Here is a 17,796-nt window from a genome sequence, read left to right on the forward strand (position 1 = left end):
ACATTGACAGAAACGTCACAGGTCGGGCCCCGAAACCCGGTCCCACAAGGCAAACAACGCGGAAAACCGGCCGCGTACACGTACTCGGACGCTCCCGGACGGTACCGGTCGGACAGGTGCGACAGGTACCGTGGACCCGGCCCGGACCACGGAAGACCCGAACTTGACCACTGAGGGCCGAGGGCCGAGGGCCGCGGACATCGCAAGGAGCTTCAGGTGTTCAATGACATAGGACCGCTCGAGCTGGTGACGATCGTCGTCCTGGCCGTGCTCGTCTTCGGTCCGGACAAGCTCCCGAAGGTCATCCAGGACGTGATGCGTACCGTCCGGAAGATCCGTGAGTTCTCGGAGAGCGCCAAGGCGGACATCCGCAGCGAACTGGGGCCGGAGTTCAAGGACTTCGAGTTCGAGGACCTCAACCCCAAGACGTTCATCCGCAAGCAGCTGGACAACGACGAGCTGGGGCTGAAGGAGATCCGCAACGGCTTCGACCTGAAGAAGGAGATGGCCGAGGTCACGGACGCCGTCCACAGCCGCGACACGGACGCCGCCGCCTCGGGTTCGTCCGCCTCGGCGATTTCGTCGGGTTCGGCGGCGTCTTCGGGGGACGGTCGTATCGACATGACGAAGAAGCCCGAAGAGCCCGGCAAGGACGACCGTCCGCCCTACGACGCGGACGCCACCTGAGCCACTCGCGCCCCCCGATGTGAGGGGGCGCACGCCGCACGCGCCGGGCGGCTTCCCGGCAGCCCGGAGCGGGGTGGCTATGCTGCCTGGTTGTTGTGCGGAGCGGACGAGTACGCCCGAAGGGGGGCGGGCCGGTCGTTCCGTCGAGAACGAGGAGGCGTCCGGGCACATGGAGACGACGAGTCGGGCAGTCGAGCAGACGCCGGCCGCGGAGGGCGGACAACAGGTCCCCTCCGCCCGGCGGACGGTCGACGGCTACTTGGAGGCGCCCTTCCCCTGGTACGGCCTCGACGAGGCCTTCACGGGGCGGCGCTGGCTGATGCAGGTGGGTACGGCGGCTGACGGGGCCGTCGAGCACGGTTCCATCGGACACGGCGACGAACCCTCCGTACGGCACGAGACGGCCGGTGAGGACCGCGGGAAGTTCGCGGTCGTGGTGACCGTCGCCGCGAACCCCGTACGGCGCAGCCCGGACGGCACGGGCCTGCTGGAGGCCACCTCGGTCTCCTCGGCGGCCTGGCTCGCGGGGGTGGGCCTGCTGACCTTCACCTGGCCGGGCCAGATGGACCACAGCCTGCGCGACGACTGGCTGGACCAGCAGACCGAGACGGCGTGGGTCCTCGCCGACGACCTCGAGGGGTCGGACTGGTCGACGCTGTCCCTGCCGGTCGACGGCGTCCCGACGTCCTTCCACTACCGCGAGTCGGAGTTCGGCTGGGTGCTGGCCGGCTCGACCTCGCAAGGGGTGCACGTGGGGGCGTACGGGAGGGGCATGAGCGCGTACGGCCTCGGCTTCGCCATGATCAAGGACATCGAGACGTACGCCTGATCAGCCGTACGAGAGCGGGGGCGCCGTCCGTGTTGGACGGCGCCCCCGCTCTCGTAGGAGGACGATGTACGGGCCCCGCGGTCGCGTCGGGACGCCGGGACGTCGGGCTAGAACTTGTTCCTGGGCGTGATGCCGAGCGACAGTCCCGAGAGACCGCGCGCCCTGCCGCCCAGCTTGCCCGCGATGGCCCGCAGGGCGGAGCCCGCCGGGGACTCCGGGTCGGTCAGGACGACCGGCTTGCCCTCGTCGCCGCCCTCGCGCAGCCGGACGTCGATCGGGATGGAGCCGAGCACCGGGACGTTCGCGCCGGTCGTGCGGGTCAGTCCCTCGGCCACCGACTGTCCGCCGCCGGTGCCGAAGACGTCGACCATCTCCCCGCAGTGCGGGCAGGGCAGACCGGACATGTTCTCGACCACGCCGACGATCTTCTGGTGGGTCTGGACGGCGATGGATCCCGCCCGCTCGGCCACCTCGGCGGCCGCCTGCTGCGGGGTCGTCACGACGAGGATCTCGGCGTTCGGGACCAGCTGCGCCACGGAGATCGCGATGTCGCCGGTGCCCGGCGGGAGGTCGAGCAGCAGCACGTCCAGGTCGCCCCAGTACACGTCCGACAGGAACTGCTGGAGCGCGCGGTGGAGCATCGGGCCGCGCCAGACGACCGGGGCGTTGCCCGGGGTGAACATGCCGATGGAGATGACCTTCACGCCGTGCGCGGACGGCGGCATGATCATGTTCTCGACCTGGGTGGGACTGCCGTCCGCGCCCAGCATGCGCGGCACGCTGTGGCCGTAGATGTCGGCGTCGACGACGCCCACCTTCAGACCGTCGGCCGCCATCGCCGCCGCCAGGTTCACCGTCACCGACGACTTGCCGACGCCGCCCTTGCCGGACGCGACCGCGTACACCCGGGTCAGCGAGCCCGGCTTGGCGAACGGGACCTCGCGCTCGGTCTGGCCGCCGCGCAGGGCGTTCGCCAGCTCCTTGCGCTGCTCGTCGCTCATGACGTCGAGAGTGACGTCGACGCGGGTGACGCCGTCGACCCGGGAGACCGCGTCGGTCACCCGCTGTGTGATCGTTTCGCGCATCGGGCAGCCGGAGACCGTCAGGTACACGGTGACCGCGACCGTCCCGTCCGCGCCGATCTCTACCGACTTCACCATCCCGAGTTCGGTGATGGGCCGGTTGATCTCGGGGTCGTTCACCGTCGCCAGTGCCTCGCGCACCGCGTCTTCGCTAGCCATAAGGACGATGGTACGGCGACCGGCGGGGGCGCAGGTAAGCCCGTCACCGGTCTTCTACGTCACGTCCCCGCGACCGTTCTGCCGGGAATACGGCATGTTCGCGATGCCCGTCCCGCCGTTCCTCCAGTTCCTTGACCATGTCCTGGAGCTCCGAGCGGATCCAGTCCCGGGTGGCGACCTCGCCGAGACCGATCCGCAGGGCGGCGATCTCCCGGGTCAGATACTCGGTGTCGGCGATGGACCGCTCGTTCTGCTTGCGGTCCTGCTCCAGGTTGACCCGGTCACGGTCGTCCTGCCGGTTCTGCGCGAGCAGGATCAGCGGGGCCGCGTAGGAGGCCTGGAGCGACAGCATCAGGGTCAGGAAGATGAAGGGGTAGTTGTCGAAGCGCAGGTCGCGCGGGGCGAAGATGTTCCACAGGACCCAGACGATGATGACGATCGTCATCCAGACGATGAACCGCCCGGTGCCCAGGAACCGCGCGATGCGCTCCGACAGCCGCCCGAAGGCCTCCGGGTCCCACTCGGGCAGGATCCGGTGCCGGGGCGGCCGCGGCTGGTCCAGCCGGGCCCGGGGACGGCTGGTCGCGGTGGCGCCCGCCGGGGTGCGCTCGACGCGCCCGCTCTCGCGGTCAGGAACCATGCGGGCCCACCTCCTCGGTCGTCTCCTCGTCGAGGTGGAACTCCGTCTCCCGCCAGTCCTCCGGCAGCATGTGGTCCAGGACGTCGTCCACGGTCACCGCGCCCAGCAGCGAGCCCGCCTCGTCGACGACGGGCGCCGCGACCATGTCGTACGTCGCGAAGAACCCGGCGACGACCGGCAGCGCCGCGTCCGGTGCCAGGGCCTGGAGATCGTCGTCGAGCATCGAACTGACCAGCGTGTACGGGGGGTCGCGCAGCAGCCGCTGGAAGTGGACCGTGCCGAGGTACTTGCCGGTCGGGGTCTCGTCGGGCGGGCGGCAGACGTAGACCTGCGCGGCGAGGGCGGGGGAGAGGTCGCGGTTGCGCACCCGCGCGAGGGCGTCGGCGACGGTGGCGTCGGGGCGCAGGATGATCGGCTCGGTGGTCATCAGCCCGCCCGCGGTGTGCTCCTCGTACGACAACAGGCGCCGCATGTCGGCCGCGTCGTCGGGCTGCATCAGGCTCAGCAGCCGCTCCTGGTCCTGCTCCGGGAGTTCGGAGAGCAGGTCGGCCGCGTCGTCGGGGTCCATGGCCTCCAGGACGTCCGCCGCGCGCTCCTCCTTCAGCTTGCCGAGGATCTCGATCTGGTCGTCCTCCGGGAGCTCTTCGAGGACGTCGGCGAGACGGTCGTCGTCGAGCGCGGCGGCGACCTCGGCGCGCCGCTTCGGCGACAGATGGTGCAGGACGTTGGCGAGGTCGGCGGGGCGCAGCTGCTCGAAGGTGGCGAGGAGGCTCTCCGCGCCCTGTCCGTGCTCCTCCAGCGAGAACCCGGTGACCGCCGACCACTCCACGGTCAGCGTCTCGCCCTTCGCCCGCCGGAAGGCGCTCGCCCTCTTCCCCTTGCGCACGAAGACCCGGTCGAGCTCCCAGTCCCGGCGGGCCGGCAGGTGGTGCACCGACACGTCGAGGACGGTGACCTCCTCGCCGGTCTCGCCGAGCGTGACGCGGCGGTCGAGCAGCTCCCCGAAGACGAGGCGCTCGGTGGGCCGCTGCTCGAAGCGGCGGACGTTGAGCACGCCGGTGGTGATGACCTGGCCGGACTCGATGCCGGTCACCCGGGTCATGGGCAGGAAGATGCGGCGCCGGGTGGACAGTTCGACGACCAGCCCGAGCACCCTCGGCGGCCGCCGCCGTACCCGCAGCACGACGACCAGATCGCGTACCCGTCCCACCTGGTCGCCGCTCGGGTCGAAGACCGGAACGCCGGAGAGGTGCGACACGAAGATCCGCGGGGCGCCCGCCGCCATACCGCACCTCCTTCTTCTGTTGCCGGTGATGTTCTTTTCCCAATTGCCCGCTCGTGCGGGCTTCAGGCTAGCCCGTCCCGATCGGATCCGCCCTGGTGGGCGGTCCGGACGGACTGGCTCCGCTCGCGCTCCGCGACCCCGGTACGCTGCCGTACGCCGCTCAGCACACCCCCGCAGAAAGGCGGCCTTCTCTGTGACTGCGATTCCCCAGGGCCGAACTCGCCGCGCCTCGCTGGTGAGCGCGATGTGCGCACTGGTCGTGGGCATGGGACTGACGGGATGCAGCGAGGATCCGGACGCGGGCACGAACGGGGTGGGCAAGCTGCCCGCCGCGCAGATCCAGGCGAAGACGAAGGCGGCGGCCGGCGCCGTGGACGCGGTGCGGCTGTCCGGGAGCGTGGTCACCAGCGGGCACACGTACAAGCTGGACATGAGCCTGAAGGCGGACGGCGGCACCGGGTCGGTCACCGCGGAGGGCGCCACCTTCCACCTGCTGCGGGTCGGCGAGCAGCTGTACCTGAAAGCCGACGCGGCGTTCTGGAACAAGGAGGACGGCAAGTCCGGCGAGGACGGTTCGGACACGGCGGCCGCCGACAAACTCGACGGCAAGTACGTGAAGGTGCCGACGGGCGACCCCTCGTACAAGAAGTTCAGCGGCTTCACGGACAAGGACCTCCTCCTCGACGGTCTGCTGACACTGCACGGCTCGCTGGCCACCGACGGCCACCACGAGCAGTCCGGCGTCCGGACGATCCGCATCACCGGCGACGGCGGCTCCGGCGGCAAGCTGGACGTGTCGCTGGAGGGCAAGCCCTACCCGCTGCGCCTGGAGCGCGCCGGAGGAGCCGGAACGCTGAGTTTCTCCTCCTGGGGCAAGGACTTCGCCCTGGAGGAACCGGCGAAGGACGAGACGGTGGACTACGGGAAGCAGCTCCCGACCTCGTGAGCCGCCGCTCGCGGTAGCGGGGTTCGCGGTACCGGGGGTTCGCGGTACCGGCTACGCGCGTCTGCGCTTCCGCAGCAGCAGCTTCGGCAGCCCGGCCGGCGCCGGCTCTCGCGTGGTGGCGGGCGAGGGCACGGGCCGTGCCGCCAGATCCCCGTCGGGCAGGGGCAGCGTGGCCCCCGTCGGCTCCAGGCGGAGCACCCGGCACTCGCGCGCCCAGCGCTCGGTCATCGCCTCGCCGTCGGGCGCGTTCAGCCGCTTGCCCTTGAGCTCGGCGACGGCCGCCTGCCACGCCTGCGAGCCGGGCGCGAGCGAGACGACCTTCGCCGTCCAGGAGACCAGCCGACCGCCCTTGTCCTTGCTGCGGACGGTGACCTCGGCCGAACCGCCCTCGGTCAGCCCGGCCAGTGGCTGCTCCCCGGGCCCGTCGCCGACCAGACAGACCGCGCCCTCGTGCCACACGTGCCACAGCGCACGCGCGGCCGGTTCACCGGCGCCCTGGACCCAGACGAGGCCGGACTTCTTGGTGGCCTCCTCGACGAGGGCCTGGTCGAGCAGCAGCTCTCTTGTCATGGGTCTCACCCTAGTCAGCCGGTGCCGGGACCCTCACAGCCAGCCGTTGCGCTTCAGCGTGCGGTGGATGCCGATACAGAGCGCCACCATGGCCGACATGACCACGGGATAGCCGAACTTCGAGTGTAGTTCCGGCATGTAGTCGAAGTTCATTCCGTACACCCCGCACACCATCGTCGGTACGGCGATGATGGCGGCCCAGGACGTGATCTTCCGCATGTCCTCGTTCTGTGCGACGGACGCCTGCGCGAGGTTGGCCTGGAGGATCGAGTTGAGCAGTTCGTCGAAGCCGATGACCTGCTCCTGGACCCGGGCGAGGTGGTCGGCGACGTCCCGGAAGTACTTCTGGATGTCGGGGTCGACCAGCCGCATCGGCCGCTCGCTCAGCAGCTGCATCGGCCGCAGCAGCGGCGACACCGCGCGCTTGAACTCCAGTACCTCACGCTTGAGTTGATAGATCCGGCCGGCGTCCGTGCCGCGCGGGGTGCCCTTGCGTCCCGGCGAGAACACCTCCGTCTCGACCTCGTCGATGTCGTCCTGGACGGCGTCCGCGACCGCGATGTAGCCGTCGACGACGTGGTCGGCGATGGCGTGCAGCACCGCCGAGGGGCCCTTGGCGAGCAGCTCGGGGTCGTCCTGGAGGCGGTGGCGCAGTGCGCGCAGCGAGCCCTGGCCGCCGTGCCGGACGGTGATGAAGAAGTCCTTGCCGGTGAAGCACATGACCTCACCGGTCTCGACGACCTCGCTGTTGGCCGTGAGCCGGTCGTGCTCGATGTAGTGGATGGTCTTGAAGACCGTGAAGAGGGAGTCGTCGTAGCGCTCCAGCTTGGGCCGCTGGTGTGCCTGTACGGCGTCCTCCACGGCCAGCGGGTGCAGCCCGAACTCGCTCGCGATACCGGCGAATTCGGCCTCGGTCGGCTCGTGCAGCCCGATCCACACGAAGCCTCCGTCGCGCCGCACCTGGCGCATGGCCTCCTGCGGGGTCGGGGGCTGCGGGTAGGCGACACGTGAGCCGTCGCGGTAGACCGCGCAGTCGACGACGGCCGACGGCGTCGCGGGGTCGCGGGTGGTGTCGTAGGCGCCGGTGTCCATACGCCCGCCCCCCTTGCGCAGAGAGGGACGGGCCGGGCGGACAACGGCACGGAGGTCGCGGATCATCGACATGGCAGGCTCCTTCGCGACTAGCAAAGAAAGACCGCCACGACGGGTGGAACTGCCCGGAATGAGGACGTCCTGAGTGCGGAGGTTTGGCACGTCCACAAAGCGGGGAGCACCGCTCCGTCGCGGTGGCGAGCTTCGCTACTGAATCAGACCGGAGAGATCTGGCAGATCAGACAGATCGAGCAGATCAGGTGAAAAAGGAAACGAAGTGCTCTTCCGCATGAAGATGAGCGCGAGAGGTGGCGACCAGCCGGGGGCCAAGAAGCCGGAGCAGCTGCGTCAGCGGCAGGAAGAGCGAGTGGTACTGCACGGGTGACTTCGATCCATGACAGCCCCACCTCCTCCAGCCGGTCCCTCGTAAGGGAGTCTCGTCTGCGTCGGGGCAAGATCGCGACGCTTCTGCGTGCTGCCCCGAACCACCGGGCCAGAATAGCAGTCGACTGAAGTGTCAAGGTGCTGCTTTGCCCAGCACCGACGAGTTCTATGCTCGCCGCATGGTTGATGTTCTTCCTCTGGTCGAGGCTCGTTTGCGCAGCGCGTTGGGCGAGCCGGACGCCCGCGCCGCGGTCACCTTCCTCGGTACGGACCGCCTCGAGGTGCTGCGTTTCCACGAGGGCGACGTCGTCCGCTACGCCACGCTCGGCATGTCCGCGCAGCCGATGAGCGACCCGACGGCGATGCTCGCCGACCCGGTCGAGGGGCCGCGTGCCGAGCTGGTGCTGTCCGTACGGCCCGGCGCGTCCGACACCGACAAGGTGCTCCGCCCGCTGGCCGTGCTCGCCGCGTCCCCGCAGGTCGAGGGCGTGGTCGTGGCCCCCGGCAGCTCCCTCGACGTGGGTGAACCCCTGTGGCCCGGCGCCCCGTTCACCTCGGTCCTGGTCGCCGAGCCGGGCGGTCTGGTCGAGGATCTCGACCTTGACGAGCCTCTCGATCCGGTCCGCTTCCTGCCCCTGCTCCCCATGACCCCCAACGAGGCGGCCTGGAAGCGCGTGCACGGCGCCCAGGCGCTCCAGGAGCGCTGGCTGACGAGCGGGACGGACCTCCGGGATCCGTCCCGGAAGTCCGTCCCGCTTGATTGAGGCCCGGGTGACCGATGTCACCAACGCTCGGGCGTCGATCGTCAGTTGACGCCCGAGCGGCTCAGTCGGCGAAGACCGTGACCCCGTCCTCCGTCGCGTGCTGCGGTTCCAGTTCCTCGGCTTCGTGGGTGAGCGCCTTGCGTCGGACGACGACCACGACCGCGCCGAGCAGCGCGGTGACCGCCGCGACGACGAACGGGACATGGATGTCGGTCCACTCCTCGATCTTCGGCGCGAAGTAGGGCGCGGCCGCGGCCGCGAACCACCGCACGAAGTTGTAGCCGGCGCTCGCCACCGGGCGCGGGGCGTCCGAGACGCCGAGCGCCAACTCGGTGTAGACGGTGTTGTTCACGCCGATGAACGCGCCCGACAGGATCGTGCAGACGATCGCCGTGGTGTGGTCGCCGTACCCGAGGACGAACACGTCGACGGCGAGCAGTACCAGCGAGCCGCCGAGCACCTTCAGCGAGCCGAACCGCTCCTGGAGTCGCGGCGCCACGAGGACCGAGAAGACGGCGAGCAGCACGCCCCAGGCGAAGAACACCGCCCCCGACTTGTAGGGGGTCATGTTCAGCACGAACGGGGTGAAGGCCAGCACGGTGAAGAACGTGTAGTTGTAGAAGAACGCCGAGGCGGCGGCGGAGGCGAGACCGCCGTGCCCGAGGGCCTTGATCGGGTCCAGGACGGAGATCTTCCGGGCCGGCTTCGGCTGGTCCTTCAGGAACACCGTGATGCACAGGAAGCCGATCGCCATCAGGAACGCGGTGCCGAAGAAGGGGTAGCGCCAGCTGGCGTCGCCGAGCAGCGCGCCGAGCAGCGGTCCGCAGGCCATGCCGAGGCCGAGGGCGGACTCGTACAGCAGGATGGCGGCCGCGCTGCCGCCGGCCGCCGCGCCGACGATCACCGCGAGGGCGGTCGACACGAACAGCGCGTTGCCGAGCCCCCAGCCGGCCCGGAAGCCGACGAGTTCGCCGACCGAGCCCGAGGTGCCCGCGAGAGCCGCGAAGACGACGACGAGGGCGAGGCCGACCAGCAGCGTCCTGCGGCCGCCGATCCGGCTGGAGACGAAGCCGGTGACCAGCATCGCGAACGCGGTGATCAGGAAGTACGAGGTGAAGAGCAGGGAGACCTGGCCGGCCGTGGCGTCCAGCCCCTGGGCGATGGACGGCAGGATCGGGTCGACGAGGCCGATGCCCATGAAGGCGACGACGGACGCGCCGGCCGTCGCCCACACCGCCTTCGGCTGCCGCAGGATGCTTCCGGCTCCCGCATCGAATGGGTCCATGGTTCCTCTCACCCCTCGGAAGGTAGTTGGTATATACACACAGTAAGTTAGATCGCCTAATTAATGCAAGTTACATGTAAGTCTTCGGGGGCGGTCACGGAGGCGGTCACTTCCGTCCGGACGGGTGATCGTCCTTGACGTGGGCGTGCTCGGGTAGGACCGTGGGGCTCTATGAGGGGCGAACCCAGTTGCCCGAAGTGTGGTGGCCGGGTCAGGGCTCCCGGACTCTTCGCCGATTCCTGGCAGTGCGATGTGCACGGGACGGTGCATCCGCTTCAGCCCGTGATCCCGCCCAGCGTCGAGGCGCTCAGTGTCGTCGTGCACCGTACGCAGGTGCCGGTGTGGATGCCGTGGCCGCTGCCGGTCGGCTGGCTCTTCACGGGCGTGACGTACGCGGGGGACGACCGCAGCGGGGGCCGTGCCACCGCGGTGGCCTGCTCCGGGCCGGGCCCGCTCGGCGGTATGGGTGAGCTGATCCTGGTCGCCGAGGAGCTGGGCGTCGGACTCGGTGCGCGTTACGCCGGTGTCGACGGGCCGGACCCGGGCCCGTACATGAGCGTCGAGAAACCCCCGCAGGCCAAGGTCCTGGCCGCCGGCCGTCCGACCCCGCTCTGGCATGTCTCCGCCACCCCGGACGACCGGGCCGTCTTCGCGGGGGAGGCGTGCGGGCTGTGGCTGTGGGCGGTGGTGTGGCCCGAGCAGTCCGGGCTGCTGATGTACGACGAGCTGGTGCTCACGGATCTGCGGGACGCGGGGGCCGAGCTGGAACTGGTGCCGTGCGGGGCGCTGTCGCCGCGCCTGCTCAAGCCTTAGCGTTCCACGGGGCCGGGCTGGGCCGGGCTGTGGGCTGGGCTGGGGTGGGGTGCGTTGCGCTTCCGGTCCTGGTTGTCTGCCGCGCCGTCGTGGCTGGTCGCGCAGTTCCCCGCGCCCCTGAGCGCCTATGGCGACCGGCGCGTCCCGGTGTTTCCGTGCCCCTGGAGGTTTCGGTGCCGCCTGTGTAGGGGGTGCTCGGTGCTTTTGGGTGTGACAGGGGTGGTCTGATTACCGGCTATGCTGAAGCGTCCCCTTCCGTCCCGTCACCGCCTGGAGCCCGCGTCGTGCGCATCGATCTGCACTGCCACTCCACGGCCTCCGACGGTACGGACACCCCGGCCGAGCTGGTCCGCAACGCGGGTGCCGCCGGTCTGGACGTCGTCGCGCTGACCGATCACGACACCACCCGGGGGTACGCAGAGGCCGTCGCCGCGCTGCCGCGGGGGCTCACGCTGGTGACCGGCGCCGAGCTGTCCTGCCGTATCGACGGCATCAGCATGCACATGCTGGCCTATCTGTTCGACCCCGAGGAGCCCGCCCTGCTCGCCGAGCGTGAGCTGGTGCGCGACGACCGGGTGCCGCGGGCGCGGTCGATGGTCGCCAGGCTCAACGAGCTGGGCGTCCCCGTCACCTGGGAGCAGGTCGCGCGGATCGCGGGAGAGGGGTCGGTCGGGCGGCCGCATGTCGCCACCGCCCTCGTGGAGCTCGGCGTCGTGCCGACCGTGAACGACGCCTTCACCGGGCACTGGCTGGCCGACGGCGGCCGGGCTCACGTCGAGAAGCACGAGACCGATCCCTTCGAGGCGATCCGGCTGGTCAAGGGCGCGGGCGGGGTCACCGTCTTCGCGCACCCGAGTGCCGGCAAGCGCGGTCGTACGGTGCCGGAGTCCGTGATCGCCGAGCTGGCGGCCGCCGGTCTCGACGGCATCGAGGTCGACCACATGGACCACGACGCGGACACGCGTGCGCGGCTGCGCGGGCTCGCCGCCGATCTGGGGCTGCTGGTCACCGGCTCGTCGGACTATCACGGCAGCCGCAAGACCTGCGTGCTCGGCGAATACACGACCGACCCCGAGGTGTACGGGGAGATCACCCGGCGCGCCACCGGGGCGTTCCCGGTGCCGGGCACCGGCGGGGCCTGAGGCTCACCTCCGCGCGCCCCGGTCCACCCCCTTTCCCGCAAGGCTTCTGTTCTGATGTTCGACGTCGCCGTCTTCGGCTCCCTCTTCCTCACCCTTTTTGTCATCATGGATCCCCCCGGGATCACCCCGATCTTCCTCGCGCTGACCGCCGGACGCCCCGGCAAGGTGCAGAAGCGGATGGCCTTCCAGGCGGTCTGTGTGGCCGGTGGTGTGATCACCGTCTTCGGGCTCCTCGGGCACCAGATCCTCGACTATCTGCATGTCTCCGTCCCCGCGCTGATGATCGCGGGCGGGCTGCTGCTCCTGCTGATCGCGCTCGACCTGCTCACCGGTAAGACCGACGAGCCGAAGCAGACCAAGGACGTCAACGTCGCGCTCGTCCCGCTGGGTATGCCGCTGCTGGCCGGTCCCGGTGCGATCGTGTCCGTCATCCTCGCCGTGCAGAAGGCCGACAGCGCCGCGATGCAGGTGTCGGTCTGGGTGGCCATCCTCGCCATCCATGTCGTGCTGTGGCTGGTGATGCGCTACTCGCTGCTGATCATCCGGGTCATCAAGGACGGCGGCGTGGTCCTGGTGACACGGCTCGCGGGCATGATGCTCTCCGCGATCGCCGTGCAGCAGATCATCAACGGGATCACGCAGGTGATCCGGGCCGGCTGACCGGCACTCCGCGGTACGCGCAGAGCCCCCGGTACGCGCAGAGCCCCCTACGGCATCGCCGTAGGGGGCTCTGAAACTGTAGGGGGACCCGCGTTACGAGGCCGAGGTGTCGGCCGGACGGATCCACAGTCGCTGCCCGATGGCGGCGGCCTGCTGAACGATCCGATTGACGGAGGCGGCGTCTACGACGGTGCAGTCCACGGGCGTGCCGTCGACGTCGTCGAGTCGCATGATTTCGAAGCGCATTGGCTTCTCCCTTCGTCTGGTCATCCTCCTGAGGAGAACTACTTGGTTACACAGGGAGTCAACGGGATGCGTGTTACAAACATTCCCTACGCTAAAGAAATTTTTCGAACGACTAATTACTGACGAGTAAGAGGGTTTGCGGAGACTGAACGGGACCGGTTGTGTTCGCAGCGTGACCACCGGAACAATGGAGGCGATGAACGACGACCTCCCGGCCCTCGCCGCCCGTATCGACCGCACGAACGAGCTGCTGACACGCATGCTCGCCGAGGTGGCCAAGACACCCTCGACCCACGCGATCTTCGTCGACGCGGGGTATCTGTACGCGGCCGCGGGGCGCCTGGTGGCCGGGACCGAGGACCGCCGGGCCTTCGACCTCGACGCCGAGGGCCTGATCGAGGCGCTCATCGACCGCGCCCGCTCGATCTTCGCGGACAGCCGGCTGCTGCGCGTCTACTGGTACGACGGCGCCCGGCGTCGCATCCACACCTCCGAGCAGCAGTCCATCGCCGAACTGCCGGACGTGAAGGTGCGGTTGGGCAACCTGAACGCCAACAACCAGCAGAAGGGCGTCGATTCGCTGATCCGGACCGACCTTGAGTCCCTGGCCCGGCACCGGGCCATCAGCGACGCGGCGCTGCTGGGCGGCGACGAGGACCTGGTCTCGGCGGTGGAGGCCGCGCAGGGGTACGGCGCCCGGGTGCACCTCTGGGGCATCGAGGCGCCGGAAGGCCGCAACCAGGCCGAGCCGCTGCTCTGGGAGGTCGACAGTCAGCGCACCCTCGACCTCGACTTCTTCAAGCCGTACGTCTCACGGCGCATCGCCCCGGCCTACGAGGGCCCCGGCGCGAACCGGCCCACCCGTGAGGCCGTCCGCTTCGTCGGCGCGCAGGTGGCGGCGAAGTGGCTGGCGGCGCGGGGCAGGGAGTCGCTGGCCGAGCTGCTGCCGGGCCACCCCTACCTCCCCGGCTCCGTCGACCAGGACCTTCTCGTGGAGGCTGAAGGCATCCTCCAGTACTCCCTGCGCGGCCAGGCCGACCTGAGACGCGCCCTGCGGGACGGCTTCTGGGAGCACGTGCAGACGCAGTACTAGGGCAGCACCGGCCGGACAGGACCTAAAGTGCGGGGTGACGGTCCCAGAAGTCGGCGAGCGCGTGCGCCGTCGGCAGCGGCTGGTCCTGGTTCGGCGAGTGCTCGGCGCCCGGCACGACCGTCCGGTGCGCCCCCAGCTCCCTGGCCATCTCGTCGAGGAGAGGCACCGGCCAGGTGTCGTCCCGCGCACCCGACAGGACATGGAACGGCAGCGGAACGGCGGCGAGTTCACCGACCCGGTTCGGCTCCACGCACAACTGGCGCCCGGTCACCAGGAGTTGAGCGGGCTTGTGGTTCAGCCAGCGCCGCCGCAACAGCTCCCGCTCGCCGTAGCCGCTGGCCGGACCGCCGACCTCCTCCGGTGGACCCATCGCCAGGATCGCCTCCCACACCTCCGGCATCGTCATCACCGCGAGCGCGTCGTGCAGCAGCTTCACGCGCTGCTTCTGGGAGTCCGAGATCTCGGCCGGGCCCGAGGCGACGAGGGTGAACGACGCGAAGGGGGAGTGGTCGAGAAGCACGGCGGCACGGGCGATCTGACCGCCGAGGGAGTGTCCCACCAGGTGCGCAGGGGCGTCGAGGGCCGCCGCCTGCGCCAGCACATCCTGCGCCAACTCCTCGCGCGCGTAAGCGGATTCGTCGACGGCCGGCCCGTCGGACTCGTTCTGCCCCCGCCCGTCCACGGCGATGGTCCGGTAGCCGCGGGCCGCGAGCGGCTCGTGCATCCGGTGGAAGTCCTCCTTGCTCCCGGTGAAGCCGGGCATCAGCAGCGCGACACCCCGCTGCTCGACACCGGCGGGCACGGGCGCGTCGACGACGGCGAACTCACCGCGCTCGGTCCGCAGCGGATACGAAAGCGCGCCGGAGGGCGGCGGGAAGGGGCTGCTGGTGCTGGGCCTGGTCACGCCCCGAGGCTACCGGGAGGGGCCACCGCGCGCCGTCGGTGGTACCTCTCCCGGGAACGCCGACGGCCCGGCCCCTCGCCGAGGAGGGACCGGGCCGTCGGGCCGTCATGCCATGTCGGTCGATCAGCCGTCCGCGGGCTCCGCGGCTGTCGTCGCCTTGCGGGTGCGACGCACCCTCGGCTTCGCCTCCGCCGGGTCGACCGCGGTCTCGGCCTCGGCCTGGGCCGGGGCGGTGGCGGCGGTCTTGCGGGTGCGGCGCGGCTTGGTGGCTTCCGCTTCCTGGGTGGCCTGGGCCGGGATGTCGGCCGTGGTGGCCGTCGTCTCGGGCGCGGTGGCCTTGCGGGTGGTGCGGCGGCGGGGCTTGGCCTCGGTCGCTTCGGCCGTGTCGACGGCGGCTTCGGCCGGGGCCGCGGCTGCCGTCTTGCGGGTGCGACGCGGCTTGACCGCAGCCGCGGCGGCCGCGGCGGCCTCCGCGATCGGCTCCGAAGCCGTGGCCGCGGCGGTCTTGCGGGTGCGGCGCGGCTTGGCCTCCGTGGCCTCGGCCGTGTCGACCGCGACCTCGGCCGGAGCCGCTGCCTTACGGGTGCGACGCGGCTTGGCCTCGGGCTCGACGGCCGCGGGGGCCTCGACGGTCGCCGGGGCCGCGGGGGCCGTGGCAGCCGTCTTGCGCGTGCGGCGCGGCTTGGCCTCGGTGGCCTCGGCCGGGTCCGTGGCGGCTTCGGCCGGGACCGTCGCCTTGCGCGTGGCGCGGCGGCGCGGCTTGGCCTCCGTGCCCTCCGCCGTGTCGACCGCGGTCTCGGCCTCGGCCTGGGCCGGGGCGGTGGCTGTGGCGGCGGTCTTGCGGGTGCGGCGCGGCTTGGTGGCTTCCGCTTCCTGGGTGGCCTGGGCCGGGATGTCGGCCGTGGTGGCCGTCGTCTCGGGCGCGGTGGCCTTGCGGGTGGTGCGGCGGGGCTTGGCCTCGGTCGCTTCGGCCGTGTCGACGGCGGCTTCGGCCGGGGCCGCGGCTGCCGTCTTGCGGGTGCGACGCGGCTTGACCACGGTCTCGGTGACCGCGGCGGCCTCCGGGGCCACGACGGTCTCGACCACGGCTTCGGCCGGAGCCGTCGCCTTGCGGGTGCGGCGGCGCGGCTTGGTCTCCGTCGCCTCCGCCGTGTCGACGGCGGCCTCGGCGGCCGGCGCCTCCGTCACCGTGGCCGGTGCGGTCGCCTCGGTCTGCACGGTCTGCACGGTCTCTGCGGTCTTGCGGGTACGGCGGCGGCGCGGCGCGGCCACGGTCTCCGGAGCGGTCTGCTGGGCGGTGCCCTCCGCGGTCGCCACGGCCGCTTCCGCGGCCTCGGCGACGGGTTCGACAGCTGCCGCGCCGGCCGGCACGGCCGTCACGACGGCGGCCTCCTGCGCGGGCCCGTTGCGGGTGCGGCGCCGACGGCGCGGGGTACGCGGGCCGGCGGTCTCCTCCGTCACGGGCGTCGGCTCGGCCACGGGGGCCTGCTCGGCCGCCGTGGTCCCGGCGGGCGTCGCGTCGAGCGGGGAGCCGTTGCGCGTACGACGACGGCGACGGGGCGTACGGGCCGAACGCTCGCGCTCTTCGACCTGCTCTCCGGTCCGCTCGCCGGAACGGGACTCGCTCCGGCCGCCGCGCTCACCGCGACCGCCTCGGTCACCGCGGTCACCGCGGTCACCGCGGTCACCACGGCCACCGCGGTCACCACGGCCACCGCGGTCGTTGCGACCGCGCGCTCCGCGGCCGCCCGGCTCGCCGAGGTCCTCGAGCTCCTCCGCGTCGAGCCCGGCGCGGGTGCGCTCCGAGCGCGGCAGAACACCCTTGGTGCCCGCGGGGATACCGAGTTCCTCGAAGAAGTGCGGAGAGGTGGAGTACGTCTCCGGCGGGTCGCTGAACTCGAGCTCCAGCGCCTTGTTGATGAGCTGCCAGCGCGGGATGTCGTCCCAGTCGACCAGCGTGACCGCGATGCCCTTGGCGCCCGCGCGGCCGGTACGGCCGATGCGGTGCAGGTACGTCTTCTCGTCTTCGGGGGACTGGTAGTTGATGACGTGCGTGACGCCTTCGACGTCGATGCCGCGGGCGGCCACGTCGGTGCAGACGAGGACGTCGACCTTGCCGTTGCGGAAGGCGCGCAGCGCCTGCTCACGGGCGCCCTGGCCGAGGTCGCCGTGGACCGCGCCGGAAGCGAAACCGCGCTGCTGGAGCTGGTCGGCCAGGTCGGCGGCGGTGCGCTTGGTACGGCAGAACACCATGACCAGGCCGCGGCCCTCGGCCTGGAGGATGCGCGCCACCATCTCGGGCTTGTCCATGTTGTGCGCGCGGTACACGTGCTGCTTGGTGTTCGCCACGGTCCTGCCCGCGTCGTCCGGCGACGTGGCGTTGATGTGCGTGGGCTGCGACATGTAGCGGCGGGCGAGGCCGATGACCGCGCCCGGCATGGTCGCCGAGAACAGCATGGTCTGGCGCTTCGCCGGAAGCATGTTGATGATCTTCTCGACGTCGGGCAGGAAGCCCAGGTCGAGCATCTCGTCGGCCTCGTCGAGGACGAGCGACTTGATGTGCTTGAGGTCGAGCTTCTTCTGGCCCGCGAGGTCCAGCAGTCGGCCCGGGGTGCCGACGACCACGTCGACGCCCTTCTTGAGGGCCTCGACCTGGGGCTCGTAGGCCCGGCCGCCGTAGATGGCGAGGACGCGTACGTTGCGCACCTTGCCCGCGGTCAGCAGGTCGTTGGTGACCTGCGTGCACAGCTCACGCGTGGGGACGACGATGAGCGCCTGCGGGGCGTCGGTGAGGTCCTCGGGCCGGGCGCGGCCGGCCTCGACGTCGGCGGGGACGGTCACGCGCTCGAGGAGCGGGAGTCCGAAGCCGAGCGTCTTGCCGGTGCCGGTCTTGGCCTGGCCGATGACGTCCGTGCCCGTGAGGGCCACCGGGAGCGTCATCTCCTGGATCGGGAAGGGACTGATGATGCCGACGGCCTCAAGGGCCTCAGCGGTCTCGGAAAGAATGCCGAGCTCTCGGAACGTGGTAGTCAGGGTGCTGCCTCTTCTGTGTGCGCGGTGCGAGGCGAGCGCGGGGGTCGTGTCAGGACCGTGCCGGGGGACGTCGACTGCCTCACGGGCCAGCCGTCAGGACACGGGACCTCTGCCGACGCTCTAGCGCTCGTACCGCTGAGGGGGTCCCCTCCGGGTTTCCGTACGCACAGTGCCGTACGGGC

17 protein-coding genes are annotated in these 17,796 nt (G+C 70.9%); 8 read left to right on the forward strand and 9 right to left on the reverse strand.

Features of this window, described 5'->3' with window-relative positions; translation table 11 throughout:
- The first annotated feature begins 216 nt into the window (after positions 1 to 216).
- Positions 217 to 687 (forward strand): sec-independent translocase, encoded by a 471-nt coding sequence (locus G9272_RS29370; RefSeq protein ID WP_171399314.1) that lies wholly within the window; start codon positions 217 to 219, stop codon positions 685 to 687.
- Between the two features lie 169 nt (positions 688 to 856).
- Positions 857 to 1,516, forward strand: coding sequence for a hypothetical protein (locus G9272_RS29375; protein WP_171399315.1), 660 nt, complete (start codon positions 857 to 859; stop codon positions 1,514 to 1,516).
- A gap of 107 nt (positions 1,517 to 1,623) precedes the next feature.
- Here G9272_RS29375 and G9272_RS29380 read toward each other — a convergent pair whose 3' ends face one another.
- Genes G9272_RS29380 through G9272_RS29390 form a run of 3 tightly spaced genes read right to left on the reverse strand, consistent with a single transcriptional unit; the run spans position 1,624 to position 4,682 of the window.
- Positions 1,624 to 2,757, reverse strand: a complete 1,134-nt coding sequence (locus tag G9272_RS29380; RefSeq protein WP_171399316.1) for an Mrp/NBP35 family ATP-binding protein — start codon at positions 2,755 to 2,757, stop codon at positions 1,624 to 1,626.
- A 43-nt stretch (positions 2,758 to 2,800) separates the two neighbouring features.
- Positions 2,801 to 3,397, reverse strand: coding sequence for a DUF1003 domain-containing protein (locus tag G9272_RS29385; RefSeq protein ID WP_171399317.1), 597 nt, complete (start codon positions 3,395 to 3,397; stop codon positions 2,801 to 2,803).
- Positions 3,387 to 4,682: a magnesium transporter MgtE N-terminal domain-containing protein gene (locus G9272_RS29390; protein WP_171399318.1), complete on the reverse strand. Its 1,296-nt coding sequence runs from the start codon at positions 4,680 to 4,682 to the stop codon at positions 3,387 to 3,389. The genes G9272_RS29385 and G9272_RS29390 overlap by 11 nt, the downstream gene beginning before the upstream one ends.
- Positions 4,683 to 4,875: 193 nt before the next feature.
- On the opposite strand from G9272_RS29390, the gene G9272_RS29395 reads away from it, so the two are divergent.
- Positions 4,876 to 5,628 (forward strand): hypothetical protein, encoded by a 753-nt coding sequence (locus G9272_RS29395; protein ID WP_171399319.1) that lies wholly within the window; start codon positions 4,876 to 4,878, stop codon positions 5,626 to 5,628.
- A gap of 51 nt (positions 5,629 to 5,679) precedes the next feature.
- On the opposite strand, the gene G9272_RS29400 is transcribed toward G9272_RS29395, so the two are convergent.
- Both G9272_RS29400 and G9272_RS29405 read right to left on the reverse strand, forming a co-directional pair.
- Positions 5,680 to 6,198, reverse strand: coding sequence for a hypothetical protein (locus tag G9272_RS29400; protein WP_171399320.1), 519 nt, complete (start codon positions 6,196 to 6,198; stop codon positions 5,680 to 5,682).
- Between the two features lie 33 nt (positions 6,199 to 6,231).
- A complete protein-coding gene (locus tag G9272_RS29405) occupies positions 6,232 to 7,362 on the reverse strand; it encodes a magnesium and cobalt transport protein CorA (protein ID WP_171399321.1) in 1,131 nt (376 codons plus the stop codon).
- A gap of 491 nt (positions 7,363 to 7,853) precedes the next feature.
- Here G9272_RS29405 and G9272_RS29410 point away from each other — a divergent pair, with 491 nt between their 5' ends.
- Complete coding sequence (locus G9272_RS29410; RefSeq protein ID WP_171399322.1) at positions 7,854 to 8,438, forward strand: suppressor of fused domain protein; 585 nt, start codon at positions 7,854 to 7,856, stop codon at positions 8,436 to 8,438.
- Positions 8,439 to 8,499: 61 nt separating this feature from the next.
- Here G9272_RS29410 and G9272_RS29415 read toward each other — a convergent pair whose 3' ends face one another.
- Entirely contained in the window at positions 8,500 to 9,723 is a 1,224-nt protein-coding gene (locus G9272_RS29415) for an MFS transporter (RefSeq protein WP_171399323.1), read from the reverse strand.
- Between the two features lie 171 nt (positions 9,724 to 9,894).
- Between G9272_RS29415 and G9272_RS29420 the strand changes: the two genes are divergently transcribed.
- From G9272_RS29420 to G9272_RS29430, 3 genes are all read left to right on the forward strand, one after another.
- The gene (locus G9272_RS29420; protein ID WP_171399324.1) at positions 9,895 to 10,536 is read left to right on the forward strand and encodes a DUF6758 family protein; all 642 of its coding nucleotides are present in this window, start codon (positions 9,895 to 9,897) and stop codon (positions 10,534 to 10,536) included.
- Positions 10,537 to 10,820: 284 nt separating this feature from the next.
- Positions 10,821 to 11,678, forward strand: coding sequence for a PHP domain-containing protein (locus G9272_RS29425; RefSeq protein ID WP_171399325.1), 858 nt, complete (start codon positions 10,821 to 10,823; stop codon positions 11,676 to 11,678).
- 54 nt (positions 11,679 to 11,732) lie between these two features.
- Positions 11,733 to 12,338: a MarC family protein gene (locus tag G9272_RS29430; RefSeq protein ID WP_020127905.1), complete on the forward strand. Its 606-nt coding sequence runs from the start codon at positions 11,733 to 11,735 to the stop codon at positions 12,336 to 12,338.
- Between the two features lie 93 nt (positions 12,339 to 12,431).
- Here G9272_RS29430 and G9272_RS29435 read toward each other — a convergent pair whose 3' ends face one another.
- Positions 12,432 to 12,584, reverse strand: coding sequence for a hypothetical protein (locus G9272_RS29435; RefSeq protein WP_171399326.1), 153 nt, complete (start codon positions 12,582 to 12,584; stop codon positions 12,432 to 12,434).
- Positions 12,585 to 12,780: 196 nt separating this feature from the next.
- On the opposite strand from G9272_RS29435, the gene G9272_RS29440 reads away from it, so the two are divergent.
- Positions 12,781 to 13,677, forward strand: coding sequence for an NYN domain-containing protein (locus G9272_RS29440; protein ID WP_171402227.1), 897 nt, complete (start codon positions 12,781 to 12,783; stop codon positions 13,675 to 13,677).
- 22 nt (positions 13,678 to 13,699) lie between these two features.
- Here G9272_RS29440 and G9272_RS29445 read toward each other — a convergent pair whose 3' ends face one another.
- Positions 13,700 to 14,581, reverse strand: coding sequence for an alpha/beta fold hydrolase (locus G9272_RS29445; protein WP_171399327.1), 882 nt, complete (start codon positions 14,579 to 14,581; stop codon positions 13,700 to 13,702).
- A 123-nt stretch (positions 14,582 to 14,704) separates the two neighbouring features.
- Positions 14,705 to 17,521, reverse strand: a complete 2,817-nt coding sequence (locus tag G9272_RS29450; protein ID WP_171399328.1) for a DEAD/DEAH box helicase — start codon at positions 17,519 to 17,521, stop codon at positions 14,705 to 14,707.
- Positions 17,522 to 17,796 lie beyond the last annotated feature (275 nt).

The organism is Streptomyces asoensis, from assembly GCF_013085465.1.
Classification (GTDB): Bacteria; Actinomycetota; Actinomycetes; order Streptomycetales; family Streptomycetaceae; genus Streptomyces; species Streptomyces cacaoi_A.

Coding starts and splice junctions, on each gene's coding strand:
- G9272_RS29375 (WP_171399315.1), top strand. CDS start 857: ATGGAGACGACGAGTCGGGCAGTCGAGCAGACGCCGGCCGCGGAGGGC.
- G9272_RS29380 (WP_171399316.1), bottom strand. CDS start 2,757: ATGGCTAGCGAAGACGCGGTGCGCGAGGCACTGGCGACGGTGAACGAC.
- G9272_RS29385 (WP_171399317.1), bottom strand. CDS start 3,397: ATGGTTCCTGACCGCGAGAGCGGGCGCGTCGAGCGCACCCCGGCGGGC.
- G9272_RS29390 (WP_171399318.1), bottom strand. CDS start 4,682: ATGGCGGCGGGCGCCCCGCGGATCTTCGTGTCGCACCTCTCCGGCGTT.
- G9272_RS29400 (WP_171399320.1), bottom strand. CDS start 6,198: ATGACAAGAGAGCTGCTGCTCGACCAGGCCCTCGTCGAGGAGGCCACC.
- G9272_RS29405 (WP_171399321.1), bottom strand. CDS start 7,362: ATGTCGATGATCCGCGACCTCCGTGCCGTTGTCCGCCCGGCCCGTCCC.
- G9272_RS29410 (WP_171399322.1), top strand. CDS start 7,854: ATGGTTGATGTTCTTCCTCTGGTCGAGGCTCGTTTGCGCAGCGCGTTG.
- G9272_RS29415 (WP_171399323.1), bottom strand. CDS start 9,723: ATGGACCCATTCGATGCGGGAGCCGGAAGCATCCTGCGGCAGCCGAAG.
- G9272_RS29420 (WP_171399324.1), top strand. CDS start 9,895: ATGAGGGGCGAACCCAGTTGCCCGAAGTGTGGTGGCCGGGTCAGGGCT.
- G9272_RS29430 (WP_020127905.1), top strand. CDS start 11,733: ATGTTCGACGTCGCCGTCTTCGGCTCCCTCTTCCTCACCCTTTTTGTC.
- G9272_RS29435 (WP_171399326.1), bottom strand. CDS start 12,584: ATGCGCTTCGAAATCATGCGACTCGACGACGTCGACGGCACGCCCGTG.
- G9272_RS29440 (WP_171402227.1), top strand. CDS start 12,781: ATGAACGACGACCTCCCGGCCCTCGCCGCCCGTATCGACCGCACGAAC.
- G9272_RS29450 (WP_171399328.1), bottom strand. CDS start 17,521: ATGACGCTCCCGGTGGCCCTCACGGGCACGGACGTCATCGGCCAGGCC.